This is a genomic window from Ensifer sp. ENS02 (assembly GCF_014851885.1).
Classification (GTDB): domain Bacteria; phylum Pseudomonadota; class Alphaproteobacteria; order Rhizobiales; family Rhizobiaceae; genus Ensifer; species Ensifer adhaerens.
This window is the reverse complement of the sequence record NZ_JACVAO010000017.1, coordinates 96,761-109,272: the sequence shown is the minus strand read 5'-3', so window position 1 is coordinate 109,272 and position 12,512 is coordinate 96,761. Positions and strand designations below refer to the sequence as shown.

The 12,512-nt window shown below is 59.4% G+C and carries 10 protein-coding genes and 2 pseudogenes; 4 read left to right on the top strand and 8 right to left on the bottom strand.

Translation table 11 applies throughout. The features are described 5' to 3' along the window. Positions 1-118 precede the first annotated feature (118 nt). From IB262_RS29060 to IB262_RS29045, 4 genes and pseudogenes are all read left to right on the top strand, one after another. Positions 119-1,255: pseudogene (locus IB262_RS29060) on the top strand (transposase); the annotation flags it as partial. Positions 1,256-1,650: 395 nt separating this feature from the next. Beyond that, entirely contained in the window at positions 1,651-1,935 is a 285-nt protein-coding gene (locus IB262_RS29055; protein ID WP_113135598.1) for a hypothetical protein, read from the top strand. Positions 1,936-2,182: 247 nt separating this feature from the next. Next, a pseudogene (locus tag IB262_RS29050) lies at positions 2,183-2,371 on the top strand (transposase); the annotation flags it as partial. Then, positions 2,304-2,753, top strand: coding sequence for a CBS domain-containing protein (locus IB262_RS29045; RefSeq protein ID WP_348646940.1), 450 nt, complete (start codon positions 2,304-2,306; stop codon positions 2,751-2,753). The pseudogene IB262_RS29050 and the gene IB262_RS29045, both read left to right, overlap by 68 nt. 351 nt (positions 2,754-3,104) lie before the next feature. Here IB262_RS29045 and IB262_RS29040 read toward each other — a convergent pair whose 3' ends face one another. The 8 genes from IB262_RS29040 to IB262_RS29005 all read right to left on the bottom strand — a co-directional run bounded on the left by IB262_RS29040 (position 3,105) and on the right by IB262_RS29005 (position 12,479). Then, positions 3,105-3,539: a pseudoazurin gene (locus IB262_RS29040; protein ID WP_192494043.1), complete on the bottom strand. Its 435-nt coding sequence runs from the start codon at positions 3,537-3,539 to the stop codon at positions 3,105-3,107. A gap of 68 nt (positions 3,540-3,607) precedes the next feature. Then, positions 3,608-4,603 carry an FAD:protein FMN transferase gene (locus tag IB262_RS29035; RefSeq protein WP_192358028.1) on the bottom strand — a complete coding sequence of 332 codons (996 nt, stop codon included), beginning with the start codon at positions 4,601-4,603 and terminating at the stop codon, positions 3,608-3,610. Then, the gene (locus IB262_RS29030) at positions 4,596-5,162 is read right to left on the bottom strand and encodes a nitrous oxide reductase accessory protein NosL (RefSeq protein WP_060586046.1); all 567 of its coding nucleotides are present in this window, start codon (positions 5,160-5,162) and stop codon (positions 4,596-4,598) included. The genes IB262_RS29035 and IB262_RS29030 overlap by 8 nt, the downstream gene beginning before the upstream one ends. Beyond that, the gene (locus IB262_RS29025; RefSeq protein ID WP_060586044.1) at positions 5,159-5,986 is read right to left on the bottom strand and encodes an ABC transporter permease; all 828 of its coding nucleotides are present in this window, start codon (positions 5,984-5,986) and stop codon (positions 5,159-5,161) included. Before IB262_RS29025 ends, IB262_RS29030 begins: the two co-directional genes overlap by 4 nt. Then, entirely contained in the window at positions 5,983-6,900 is a 918-nt protein-coding gene (locus IB262_RS29020) for an ABC transporter ATP-binding protein (RefSeq protein WP_192494042.1), read from the bottom strand. The genes IB262_RS29025 and IB262_RS29020 overlap by 4 nt, the downstream gene beginning before the upstream one ends. Next, on the bottom strand, positions 6,897-8,252 hold the full coding sequence (locus IB262_RS29015; protein WP_162732984.1) for a nitrous oxide reductase family maturation protein NosD: 1,356 nt from the start codon (positions 8,250-8,252) through the stop codon (positions 6,897-6,899). The genes IB262_RS29020 and IB262_RS29015 overlap by 4 nt, the downstream gene beginning before the upstream one ends. An 11-nt stretch (positions 8,253-8,263) precedes the next feature. After that, positions 8,264-10,177 (bottom strand): TAT-dependent nitrous-oxide reductase, encoded by a 1,914-nt coding sequence (gene nosZ, locus IB262_RS29010; protein ID WP_060586041.1) that lies wholly within the window; start codon positions 10,175-10,177, stop codon positions 8,264-8,266. A gap of 40 nt (positions 10,178-10,217) precedes the next feature. Further along, the gene (locus IB262_RS29005) at positions 10,218-12,479 is read right to left on the bottom strand and encodes a NosR/NirI family protein (RefSeq protein WP_112597230.1); all 2,262 of its coding nucleotides are present in this window, start codon (positions 12,477-12,479) and stop codon (positions 10,218-10,220) included. Positions 12,480-12,512 lie beyond the last annotated feature (33 nt).

The window sequence follows — 12,512 nt, the reverse complement described above, 5'->3', positions numbered from 1 at the left end:
CGGAGCGGCAATCAGAACACGATGAGACCCTTGCCAGCGACAATCAGCATGATACCTTCATGCCGACCGCGACATAAGAGTCTCATCCAGATTGTCGCCGCCGTCTCATCCTGATCGCCGCGCTATAGCGAGCGTTGCACAATGGTTGAAGCGGCACCCCTCCATTGAGGTCGTCAGCCGAGACCGATGCGGGCTTTATGCGCAGGCCGCTCGTGAAGGTGCCCCGCAAGCGTCTCAGGTGGCGGACCGCTTTCATCTCATCCAAAATCTGCGTCTTGCTATCGAGGAACAGATGAGCCTCTCCGGCCGAGCTACAGGCAGGGCACTGCTGCCAGACGACGACATCCAGATTGATCATGACGATCGAGCGTTGTATGAGCAGGCCCCTGAAACGCCGTGGCGCAATCAGCTTCGCCGGGCACATCGGCAGTCCCGGAAGGAGGTGTTCGAGACGGTGCACGCCTTGAGCAAAGAAGGCCTGACCTGCTCGGAAATTGCGCGTCGCACCGGATATGGCCGCCGCAGCATCGCGAAGTGGTTGACGTTCGAAACCCCACCCGACCGACGCAGGGGTGCGCTACAGCCGACATCTCCTCTATACTTCGAAGCCTTTCTCACCAAGTGTTGGAAGGACGGCAACCGCCTTGGACGGCATCTGTTTCATGACATCAAGAGCCGCGGATACATCGGCAGCTTTTCCAATCTTGAACGCCTCCTGGCGACCTGGCGCCGCGCCGAGAGGCCGGAAGTGGATAAGGATGACGCGGCGCCGGCTCGGATTGGGCGCGCCACCAGAACATTTGACAATGCGCCTGTGCGTGATCCGCAAAGCGGTCATTTGATCTCACCGGTTGTCGCCGCTACTCTTTGCATCAAGCCGCGCGGCGCGCTGACCATCAATCAAGCACGGAAAGTGGATGCCCTCAAACACGGATCACAGACGTTTGCTGTTTTGCGCAGTTTCTCCATGCGATTTCGCGGAATATTTCGTGGCCGGACTTCGGCGAAGCTCGAAGAATGGATCGATGATGCCATTCATTCCGGCCTCGTTTTCCTGGCCCGTTTTGCCCGGGTTCTTCGCCGCGATATCGACGCCGTCTGTAACGCCATCGATCTGCCCTGGAGCAATGGTCAGGCGGAAGGTCAGATTAACCGACTGAAGACGATCAAGCGCGCAATGTATGGCCGAGCGGGCTCAGAACTTCTAAGAGCGCGGATGATGCCAATCAAATCAGCCGATCTCCACACAAAGTGAGGAAGACCCCGATTAAATGCAAAACGACAGCGTCTGAAAGAGTTGTCCGCGGAGATCGACGAGCGGTTTCGTCAGTGTAACCTGGTAACTTATCGCCAGATCGCACTGGAAAAGGAATCCGTCTGGGATCTAATCGCCGAGCGCAACCTTCCTGAAATGATGTCAGCTTGGACCCTCTCTCCGGCAATTGCCAAAACATTCAAAGGTGGCGTGCCACCTGAAGGATGGCAGGGCGTCATCGTTGCGCTCAAACCGCCCGCCGGCAGCATCATCCTAAACCTCGACACCTTGTATCGGTCCGACCATTTTTTAATCGCCTTAGATCGCGAGAGGGGCTTCATCACGGGGTGTGCCGATGGAGCCGGGCGCTACGGCGGAACACATCCGAGGTCGTATTGGAGATCGATAGTCTCAGCAGCAGCGATATATACGCGCTTGGTGGCTACTCCGCTGACCGCGACACACTCATCCGTATCATGTTTCATTCGAACCCGACACCCGAGTTGATCGCGTGGTTTGACCATCACAGTAAGACAGCGGGCGTTGCTCCTGGACCTATGTGGCTTGAAGGCGATCCGTTGGTACGGGTCATGAAGCGAATGCAGCCGCATATCGAACGACTGAAGCCGATTAAGGCCGCCGAGATGGCGGCAGGCGGCATTGTCCCGATCAGGACGTAGGAATTTGCGCATCTTGGTTTTTGACTGCATCAGAAAATTATATAGCTACTACAATGCTGTATCTGCTCCCAATTTCATCCTGTTCGGTGCGCCAGTTTTATACAGGAATAACAAGCACTTGCATTTAACCATCTGCCAACGCTAGTGTTAGCGTCATCTGTTGTTTGCCGGCCGCGGAAGAGTAAAAAAGTCGGCCAACCGGAGAGTACAATGATCGGGGACTTTGGAGACCGCAACTCCAGTCCGTGACCTCTTTACACTCTGGCAGGCAACTTTGCCGCGGGTGTCGGGAAAATCCAAACTCGCCGAAGCTCTCCGGTATGCCATATCGCGTCGCGACATATTCGAGCGCTTCCTGACCGACGGCCGTGTCGAGCTCGACTCCAACATTGTCGAGCGAGCTATCAGACCCCAGGCCATCACCTACGCCGCCTGAACGGCCCCTGGCGGAGGTGTGTGCGCATTTCGCCGCGGCGGATGAGGCACACCGGACCTATCCGGTCGTTGACGGGGCCGGCGCGCTTGTCGGTATGGTTTCGCGTTCAGATGCGCTTCGGTGGCAGCGAGGTCCGAACGTCGGGGCCGACATCCTGGCTGACAAGGTATCGGACACCTCGATCCCGATCGGGCATCCCGACGACACCGTTGGTCACATCGCGGACATCATGATTGCGACCGATGCTGCGAGAATCCCCATCTCCGATCCGATAACCGGGACTTTGGTCGGCCTTGTCACCCGCAAGGACCTGCTTCGCCTCAGGCAGTCCCATAAATCCGCTGAACTGGAACGGCGGCCCTATCTTGGAAGGATGCGATAGAGGCGTTGATTAGAGTGGTCTGACGGGGCTATTGCACCCTGGTTGCTTGTGGCCAGTGGAAAGCCAGGAGGGCGCGGCGGCCACAGACAGACTCGGCAAACTGAACGGCCGGTGGCAGCCGAACGTGAGGCACCCCATCGAGTTCTGAAATAGTCGATACGCCGGTCGTCATTGTTCAGGTCTCGCGGCGGCAGGCAATGGAGGAAACTTGGCGACTGTTGATCGCCGGGCTTCAAAAGCAAGAGCGAGCCGGTGGGGCGGCGAAGCCAAGACGCCAATGCGGCCGATCGTGCGGGAGAAGCCGGCGAGCTTTGTGATCTCGTCGCCCGCCGGTTTTCTCTTGGAGCAAGCCTAGAGTTGCGAAAGCGCCTTGTCGACCCGTTCGCGGGCCTTCTTCGGGAGTTTCGCAGACTTGATCGAATCGAGGTTCGCCGGAGAGTCCCCAACCACGACGACGGCAACCATGCCCATCGAAAAATGCGGCGTGCACTTGATCACATAGGCTCCTGGCACCGTGAACGCCTGTTTCAAAGTGTCGTTGATCTTGCTCTTGAAGGCTTCGGCTCCTTCCGGGATCAAACCCTTCATCGTTTCAGCGTTGTGACCCTTGTCGGTGGGAAGGAAGGTGATCGTGTCACCTGGCTGCACCTTCGTCAGCGCAGGCTCGAATACCATCACCCCGTCAGGGCCCTTGTTCATCATATGAACCTCGAAGTCCGCAGCTGCGGCCGGAACTGCGATCATTGTGAGCAAAGTTGCCACAGCCAGATTTTTCAGAAGGTGCATGGTCAAGTACTCCGTTGAGATTGGTGTGATTGCGCTATGGAAAATGCGAGCATCCGCGTTGTGCGTCCTCAGGCTCGTGTTTCGAAACGGCGATGGCCGCCGTCCGCCCGGACAAGATCAACCAGTACGCCTGATCTGCGGTCTAACGTGGATCGGATACTGGTCTCATCCATCAAGCTAAATGCCGTCGACAGAGCATCGGCGGTGGTCGCATCATCGGCGATGACGGTCACACGCCTGTACAATGCAGCTGCTCCTCCGGTGCGCGGATCAAGGATATGGCTGAAACGCTGTGCCTTGTCGAAGTGGAAACCCATGCCACTGGAGGTCGCGACAGCCTTGTCGATCACGTCGAGAACGACGTCGGGAAACGCGTCGTCCTGTCGCTCTGCTAGGCCGATCCGCCAGGGCGTTCCATCCAACCTCGAGCCTACAGCGCGATTTTCCCCCATGTTCACGAGACTGCTAGTTACCCCGGCGTCTCGCAGCAAGTCCACGATCCTGTCCGTGACGTAGCCTTGGGCGATGCCATTCAAGGTCAGTGCCATCTTCGGTCGAGTCAGGACGATGCGATCCCGATCGAACCTGATCCCTTCGAAGCCAACGGCGTCGAGCGTGTCCCTGATCTTTTCGGCTGAAGGGCCGGATGGGTCCGCCTCGGGCCGCGTGAAGTGGTCTCGGTATAGCGACCACAGCGGCTGTATAGTGGGATCGAACCCGCCGTCACTCATGTTCCAAAATTCTTGGCAGGAGCCAAGCAGCGCCACAAGGTCTTGCGGGGGAGCGACCAGAGCGCCGACGCGGTTCAACTCGGAAAGCGCGGTATCGTCACGATAGAGGCTGAACGCGCGTTCCAGTCTTGTGACCTCGGCGACGACTGTGTCGATCAATCGTTCGGCTCGCGCGCGGTCTTCATGATTGAGGATCAGTGTCGCTGGCGCGCCGAGAGCCTGTCCCTTCCAGGTGACGGTGCTTGATGCTGCCTTTGCGGCAGTCAGGAGGGGCAAACCGGCAGCTGCGGCGAAAATCGCGATTGCGCGGCGTCGAGTATATCCTTTAGCCATGGTTGTGCCCTTCCACACTTTCCTCGGCGTCGGGGCTGGTTGTCGTGGCGTCGACACCGCCTGCACCCAGCACGTAGTCCTGCGGGACCTCGCCGAACGGGACGACGCGCCCGCCGTTCTTGACGGAAAATTGTTGCGCCGCTTCCTCTGTGCCGAACGGCACAGCCTCTTCCGCGCCCATGCCGCCCCGCAAAGAGCTGCCGATGACGTAGAAAGCCTTGCGGGCGTCAATCCAGTTGTTTTCTCCGGGCTTCTCCCAGCTTGGCGCCTTGCTCATGTCGGAGACGTAGATCGCCGCGATGTCCTTCGGCTCCTCCGGCAGCATGGTGAACGCCAAGGCGTCGCGAGCGGACGAAAACCAGATGGGTTCGGGAACTTGCGCATCCAAAATGATCTGCCCCTTGGGTCCTGGGTGTTCGAGCACGTTCATTCCGCAGTATCTGCCTGTCGCTTCGGACGTCAGCGCATACGGTGCGGGCGGAGGAGCCTTTTGCTCTTCCTTGCAGCTTGCGAGCAGAAAGGCCGACAGGAGTGCCGCGGCCACCAAAGCGCGTCTCATAGCTCCCTCCTCGAAAATACTGCCGCGGCGAGCGCTAGCGGCACGATGGTCCACGCAGCCAGTGCGCCGACCATCATCGCGGCATTAAGCCCGGAATGCTCGGCGACACCGCCCAGACCCGAAAAGGCGCTCGCCTCTCCCGAACCGAGGTTGAGCATCCGGTAAGCGTCGGTTGGATTGAATAGCAAAACCGCATCCAGCAGGCCTGACGGGATAGCATGCCCTCCCGCCGCGACCAGTGCGCCGAGCAACGCCATGTCGTAAATCAGGACAAAAAGCAGCCAGATGCCGATAGCTATCCCGCCCGCCGTGCTCCGCTCGCTGACGATCGCACTGGCGAGGTATCCGATCGCGACGAATACCGCCCCTAGGAGCACCGACGATCCGAGCATGTTGAGGAAGGCCCACCAACTGCCCGTGTCGATGTTGCCTCCCGTGATAGCGAGCGCCAGGGCGGCGGCACCATAGCCGCAGAGCGTCGCAAACGAGAGGATGGCAATGTGGCCGAGGAACTTGCCGAGAATGACCTGATTGCGTCCAATCGGATAGCTTAGAAGCAGCAGCATGGTGCCGCGCTCCATCTCGCCTACGATCGCGTCGTGCGAGAGCAGGAGCGCGATCAACGGCACGAGAAAGATGGTCAGGCTGGAAAGACTGACGATGACAACGTCGAGTTGGTTGACCCCGACATTCCCGGTCGGCGCGCTCCCCAGTGCGGTGAGGGTGAGCGCCAATGCTGCAAGGAGAAGGGTAGCTCCGAGCACCCATCGATTGCGCAAGCCTTCCCGGATCTCCTTGCGGGCCATAATAAGAATGTTCTTCATTCGGCCGCCTTCCGCCCGCCAAGAAAATGGGCATAGAGGTCGTCCAATGTCGGCTCGACGAGTTGCAGCCCGGCAACCTCCGCAGGGTTGGCTGTGACCTCCCGAAGGAGTGCGACTTTTTCGTCCATTGCCACCTCGGTCTCGACGGTATCGACGCCCGTGATCCTCCATCCACCTCCTGCATTCCAGTCAGCGGTCGATTTGCCGTTGGCAAGCCTGACACTCACGCGCGTGGGTAGCTGAGCCAAACCGCGCAATGTGTCCAGCGATCCATCAGCGACCTTGACGCCTTCGTTGACGATCACCACGCGATCGGCACGGCCTTCGAGTTCGGTCAATGCGTGTGACGAAAGAAGGATTGTGGTTCCAGCGGAGCGCAATCCGTCCAGGATGTCGTAGAATCGCCGACGAAGAGCCGGATCGAGACCGCTCGTAGGTTCGTCCAGAAGCAGGACCCGCGGGTGGCCAAGCAGTGCCTGCGCCAGTCCCAGTCTCTGCCGCATCCCCTTTGAATAGGTCCGAACCGGACGGTCGGCGGCATCCGGAGCCAGACCAACCTGCTCCAGAAGCTCAGGCACCGAGGAGACCTCGACGCGCTTGAGGCGGGCGTAGAAGGCCAGCGTTTCGCGCCCCGTCAGGGCCATGTGGAAGGAAACGCTTTCCGGCAGGTAGCCAAGCCGCCTGCGGACCTCGAAGTCGCCCTTGGCCGGATCCTCGCCGAGAACGAGCACGCTGCCCGTCGAGGGGCGAATGAGCCCAAGCATGAGTTTGATCAGTGTCGTCTTGCCAGCCCCGTTGTGGCCGACAAGCGCGACCGTTTCCCCTTCTGTGAGCTCGAACGTAACATCCCTGACGGCTTCGACGCTGCCATAGCGCTTGGCGACCCCGGATACTGCCACCGTCGTGACATTCATTGCGCCGGCCTCCCTTGGGTGGGGGGTGCCATCAGGGGATGGCTGTCTACGACGCCGCCCGGTAGAAGGGCCGGGAATTGAGCCTGAGCCCAGCGGATGACCTGGACTGCGGGGCTGGTGGCCAGCACCTTGGCCTGGGGAGCGGTCCACATCACCTTGTCCATGACATCGTTTGGACGATAGGCGTTGTCACCGAGCCCGTCGCCATCGAGATCAAACGCCGGATTGTCGCTCCAGTAATTGCCGTGGCCGTCCACCGACCAATCGAGATACCGAGTTCCCACGTATTTGACCTGATTGCGGTTGTTGATGAAGGCGTTTCCGCTTATCGAATTACCCTCCGAGCCGGCCGTAAAGTGAATGCCGATCGAACAGCCGTCAAACCTGTTGCCCTTCAGCCGGTTCTTGTTGGCGTTGTAGATGAAAACGCACTTCTCGGGACCCAAGCGCTCGCCCGAAAGGTTGGCGTTGGGGCTCGTTGGACTGTCATCGGAAGGCATTTTGTCAGCGGGGTCGCGATTTCCGGCGGTTGTCCATCGGCTCTGGGGCTGCATCCGCCCAATGACGGTGTTCCCCTCTATTTGCGATCCGTTGGCGAAATTCAGCACGAGGCCATGATCGCGGTCGCCGTCAGACACGTTGCCGACGACTTTCAGCTTGTTGGAGAACATCAGCGCGTAGCCGACGGCGTTTCCTATAGACGTGTTGCCGCGGATCTCGCTGTTGTTGGTGTACATGTAATGGATCGCGAAACGCACGTCGTGGAATTTATTGCCACTGAACACATTGCGTTTGCTTGCGATCGTGAAGATGCCGTCGCGGCCGAAGCTGACGTCGTTATCGATGATCTTGGCGCCCGGCGCGTTCCAAACCGCGATCCCGTTGCCCAACTCGCTCATGTGGCCCTTCTTCAGGCCGATGACCGTGTTTTTGCGGACCAAGGAATCGGCGGCCCCGTGGACGTAGATCCCGTAGAGGTTCCCGGTAACGCTGTTGCGTTCGATAAGCGCGCCTGTTGCGTTCTCGGTGGCAAACACGCCTGAGTCCATGCCTTCGAGGTTCGTGCCCGAACCGCTGATTTCAAGACCACGGAGTGTTACGCCGGCCGCGTCGATGGTGACGACGGTGCCTTTTCCGTCGCCCATGATCGCAGCGCCGGGTTCGCCTTCCAGCGTCACGGACTTGGTGATTTTCACGGGACCCTTGTACTTGCCCGGACGCAATATGATGCGGTCCCCCGGTGATGCCGCCTCGATGATCGATGCCAGGTCATCGACGGGCGTGACCGTCCGCTCCGCGGCCTCGGCGGGGGTGGCGATGGCGACCCAGAAGGCCACCATCGCTGTGATCATCACGCGCCTCATCATACCGACTTCGGTTCGACCATCATGCGTCCCTTCATTTCCATGTGCATCGCATGGCAGAACCATGTGCAATAGTACCAGTAGACCCCGGGCTTGGAGGCCTTGAAGGTCACTGACGCCGTCGCCTGCGGCCCGATCTCCATGTTGATACCGTAATTGACGATGCAGAAGCCGTGAGTCAGGTCCTCGACCTCGTCGATGTTGGTGACGTAAACGGTCACCTCGTCGCCCTCCTTGACGGTGAAGGACTCAAGCCCGAACGCGGGAGCCGCCGACGTCATATAGACGCGCACCTTGTCGCCATCGCGCTTCACCTCGGAGTCCACCATGAGGTCGATATTGTCTTTTTTGGCTTGAGCGACGGCGTCTGCGAAGAAGGGGTCCTCACGGTTCCACACGTGAACCGGGTTGATCTTGGACGCGTGCACGATTGTTGCGTCGTGGGGCTCGGCGAAGGTCGGGTTGTCGTGGACGAGCACCATTTCATCCCCTGAGATGTCGATCAGCTGATCGCTCTCCGGCTTCAGCGGGCCGGCGTTGAGGTAGCGATCTTTCGAGAACTTGTTAAGCGAGATGAGCCACTTGCCGTCGGCCTCCTTGGTCTGGCCCATCGAGGAGTGGTTGTGCCCGGGCTGATAATGGACATCCAGCTTCTGGCGGATCGGATTGACCTTCTCGCCCTTAAACGCCCGTATGGCATCCTCGATGTTCCACTTGCACACCTGGCTGTCGAGGAAGAGCGTCGTATAGGCGTTTCCCCTCCCGTCGTAGGCCGTGTGCAACGGACCAAGCCCAAGTTCTGTTTCGGCGACGACGGTGTCGCGCGGCTGGATCTTGTCGTCGAAGAGGTCGTCGAACTTGCGCACGTCGAATACCGTGACCGTCGGTGACAGCTTGCCATTGGCGACGAAGTGGATGCCATCCGGGGCCGTATTTATACCGTGAGGACTGTTGGGCACCGGAATGTAGCGGGTGTACTTCGAGCCGTGGGAGCCATCGATGACGGGAACGCCGCCGATCTCCTTGTAGTCGCCCTTGGCGACCGCTTCTTCGATGCGTTTGAGATTGAACACGACGACCCAGTCCATGTCCTTGCTCATCATCTCTTCGAGAGTTACTCCCTCCTCCGAGTTGTAGCAGGTCGAATAGCAGTACTTGCCCTGGTAGTCCGCGTCGACGTTGTCGAGGTTGCCGTCGACCATGACCTGCCATGCGACTTTCATTGTCTCGCCGTCGACCGCGGTGAAAATGGATTGGTACTGCTTTGGATCGTCCAGGACCTTGCCGTCATTGGGGATCGGCACACCGTCTTCGCCGTTGCAGAACACGTAGCCTGTCTTGGGGAACTTCTGGACGCGCAGCCCGTGCACGGTATGTTGGTTTGGAAGCTCGATGATCTTGTCGCACTTCATGACGTCGAGACGGATACGGCAGACGCGTGTGTTGGATTTGTCGTTGGCAAAGAGGTAACGGCCGTCGTAGGTGCCGTCCGTGAAGGACGGGTGTGGGTGGTGAAGGTCGCCGTTCTGGTAGACGCCGCCGCGATCTTTGAGAAACTCGACCGTCTCCGGTCGCATGTTTTCCGTGAGGACCTTCAGGCTCTCATTCGTTTGCCCCCATCCCGTCGCGCTGCAGCGGTTGAACACCGGAATGCGCATGATTTCTCGCATCGAGGGAACGCCGACGATGCGGACTTCACCCGACTGGCCACTTGAGAAGAAGGTGTAGTATTCGTCGAGCTCGCCGGGGCGGACCTCCCACTTCGCCGGCTCCTGGGCCATGGCCGGAGACGCCCCGCCTGCAAGGCCCAGCGCACCGGTGGCCGTAGCCGCTCCTGCGGCCGCGGCCACGGCGGTGGTACCCAGTAGTTGGCGTCGGTTGAAAAGGGGCAGGTTTTTATCTTCATTCGACATGGTATTGCCTCCTGAGATGCGGCTCACATTTGCCGCGTGCCTATTTCGAGTTGGTGACGGGCTCTCCGTTATGCGTGACAAGCGTCTTCGGCGGTGTCTTTTCGCCTCTCGATCCGGGCGTTGACAGCGCCATGAATTTTTCGCGCTTGAGCCGCACCTGGATCATGTGCGGACAGCGCTGGTCGTCATGGTAGAGTTCCTGGCAGTGCATGCAGTAGATGCACTCGTTGACGTTGATCGGGCCTTCCGGATGAATTGCCTGTACCGGGCACTCTTTCGCGCAACGCTGGCAGGGAGAGCCGCATTCTGGCCATCGCTTCAACCACTCGAAGGTGCGGATGCGCCCAGGGATGGCAAGTGCCGCCCCCAGCGGGCAGAGGTAACGGCAGTAAAATCGCTCGATGAAGAGGCTAGCCGCAAGAAGCGCCAAGGCGAAGACCACGAACGGCCAGTCACGGATGAATTTGAGGATAATCGCGGTCTTGAACGGCTCGACCTCGGAGAGCATTTCCGCATAGGCCATCGAATAGAACGACATGCCGAAAAGCCCGAGGAAGACGATGTATTTGATAGGCCAAAGGCGCTCGTGCAGTCCCCAGGGGATGGTGACCTGCGGCACCTTCAGGCGCTTGGCGACGATGCTCAGCAGTTCCTGCAAAGCGCCGAACGGGCAGAGCCAGCCACAGAACGGGCCGCGCCCCCAAAACAGGAGGCCGGCTGCGACGGCGGCCCAAAGAATGAAAATCAACGGTGCAGCCAGGAAGAACTCCCAGCTGAAATTGGTGACCAGCGCGTTCGTGAACGTGAGGACGTTGACGACCGACAGCTGCGCATTGGCATACCAACCGAGCCAGACGAGCGTAAATACCAGATATCCGGTACGAAGCCAGCCGAAAAATTTCGGCCTTTTGACGAGCCAGTCTTGGAAGAAGAAGATGGCGGTCAGGACAAGGAGAGCTGCGACTGTGACTGCGATTGAGATGCTGTTCATCTCCCACATGCGTTGCCACAACGGTATTTCGTCAGGCGTCAACTTCGGATCGCTAGCCTGGGAGGGCGCCACCTGCGGTGTCTGGGCCGGCGTCGTCGGTACCTCGGCCTTGGTGACGGTGTAGTAACTGGGGGGAAGCGAGTATCCGATCGTAAACGGGATAACCGATTTGTCTCGAGCACCCGTGCTGCTACGCTGCACGAGCAGTTCCAGTTCCCACGGCTCAGTCGCGTCAAAGGCGAATTCCAGCGGCACTTCGAACAAAGCGATCTCCCGCAGGCGGGGAGCGTCCGACGGCACGAGCGCTGCGATCCTGGTATGGTCGCGATCGCGAAACCGCAGCCCTTGTCCGTCCTGCAGCAACTCGATGCGGTCGAAAATGCCGCCTCGGACGTAGCCGGAACCTTTGAAGGAGTATGCTCCGTCTCCCGCCACAAGGATTGCGGACTGTCCCGGCTTGAGTTTGCCGGCGAGGCGCTGATATGCGACGTCGCCCAGGAGCGTCTTGCCAATCGCGGGCACGCTCACCGGCGCGATGTACAGATCGATGAAACGGTTTTCGGGGTTTGCGGACTCCGGATGGGAAGCCGCTTCCGCATGCCCGGCCTCTTGAAAGGCCTTCGAAACCTCCCCAATCGTCAACCGAAGGCTCCGGACGGAGCCGTCGCCAAGGAGGGTTTGCCAGTCGCTCGCCTGATCCTTGGAAAGGTCGAGTTTTTTGACGGCAGTTGCCTGTTGAACGCCGACCGAGTGGCCGCCAGCCAAGCGGTTGCTCCTAATGAGGCTGACGGCCGAGCGGACGATACTGTCGCCCATGACGAGAACCGTCACGGTCGCTCCACTGACGATATCCACCTCCGGTGGGCGCTCAGCCCCGGCCGCGACCCGTCCAAGATCTTTGCCGATGATCGAATTCAACGCGGCGACGACTTTGGCTTCAGGGATCCCGATCAGGACGATCGGCTCGTGGTGTTCGAGGAGCTTGAAGCCCTTGATAATGCCGGATTGATCGATGCCAACCGCGATGCGGATAGGCTTGCCGGAATAGCCGACCGAACTGGTAAAATCGGAATTGAGATAAACGTACCCGAGCAGGTCATCACCCCGATAGACCGGCGCGATGGGTGGTTCACCCACGGTGTCTCCGAAGCGGTCGGCCCCTTCAAAAAGCTCACCCGGCTGGACTCTTTCAAGAAAAGTGGGAAGCTGTCCTGCCAATGCTGCGGTTCCGAACAAAAGTCCGACGAACGCCACTGCAAGCACGAGCATGTTTGCAAACAATGACAACCGAACTCTTTGTGAAAAGTTCATTGCGCTGACCGTAGGATTTCTTTGCGTCCCAAG

What these genes read in the sequence shown, in the direction of transcription:
- IB262_RS29005 (WP_112597230.1), bottom strand. Translation starts at nt 12,479, where the DNA reads ATGAACTTTTCACAAAGAGTTCGGTTGTCATTGTTTGCAAACATGCTC.
- nosZ (WP_060586041.1), bottom strand. Translation starts at nt 10,177, where the DNA reads ATGTCGAATGAAGATAAAAACCTGCCCCTTTTCAACCGACGCCAACTA.
- IB262_RS29035 (WP_192358028.1), bottom strand. Translation starts at nt 4,603, where the DNA reads ATGGCTAAAGGATATACTCGACGCCGCGCAATCGCGATTTTCGCCGCA.
- IB262_RS29040 (WP_192494043.1), bottom strand. Translation starts at nt 3,539, where the DNA reads ATGCACCTTCTGAAAAATCTGGCTGTGGCAACTTTGCTCACAATGATC.
- IB262_RS29030 (WP_060586046.1), bottom strand. Translation starts at nt 5,162, where the DNA reads ATGAGACGCGCTTTGGTGGCCGCGGCACTCCTGTCGGCCTTTCTGCTC.
- IB262_RS29020 (WP_192494042.1), bottom strand. Translation starts at nt 6,900, where the DNA reads ATGAATGTCACGACGGTGGCAGTATCCGGGGTCGCCAAGCGCTATGGC.
- IB262_RS29015 (WP_162732984.1), bottom strand. Translation starts at nt 8,252, where the DNA reads ATGATCACAGCGATGGTGGCCTTCTGGGTCGCCATCGCCACCCCCGCC.
- IB262_RS29025 (WP_060586044.1), bottom strand. Translation starts at nt 5,986, where the DNA reads ATGAAGAACATTCTTATTATGGCCCGCAAGGAGATCCGGGAAGGCTTG.